This window comes from Rhodoplanes roseus (genome assembly GCF_003258865.1).
Classification (GTDB): domain Bacteria; phylum Pseudomonadota; class Alphaproteobacteria; order Rhizobiales; family Xanthobacteraceae; genus Rhodoplanes; species Rhodoplanes roseus.
This window is the reverse complement of record NZ_NPEX01000115.1, coordinates 17,391-17,856: the sequence shown is the minus strand read 5'-3', so window position 1 is coordinate 17,856 and position 466 is coordinate 17,391. Positions and strand designations below refer to the sequence as shown.

Genomic DNA, 466 nt, shown 5'->3' with positions numbered 1-466 from the left:
GAGTTCGGCAACGGCACCTCGATCTTCACCCGCGACGGCGACGCGGCGCGCGAGTTCGCCCACCGCATCCAGGTCGGCATGGTCGGCATCAACGTGCCGATCCCGGTGCCGATGGCGTTCCACTCCTTCGGCGGCTGGAAGGCGTCGCTGTTCGGCGACCATCACATGCACGGTCCCGAAGGCGTGCGCTTCTACACGCGCCTCAAGACCATCACGACCCGATGGCCGACCGGCATCCGCGCCGGCGCCGAGTTCGTGATGCCGACGATGAAGTGAGGACGAGACAACGGACCGGCGCCCGAGCGGAGTCTGTTCCGTCCTCGTCCTGAGGAGCCGGTGCTCGGCCTCGTGCCCCGGACAAGGCGCGTCAGGCCGCAGGGCTGACGCGTCGCAGAGCCGGGGCCCAGGGCCCCACGACGGGCCGCGCGGCGACTGCCTCACTTGACGCCCCTGGGTCCCGGTTCGC

General features: G+C 70.6%; 1 protein-coding gene. It reads left to right on the top strand.

From position 1 onward, the window contains the following. The coding region (locus CH341_RS16925) for an aldehyde dehydrogenase family protein (RefSeq protein WP_146604507.1) at positions 1–276 on the top strand (276 nt) is incomplete at its 5' end. Positions 277–466 lie beyond the last annotated feature (190 nt).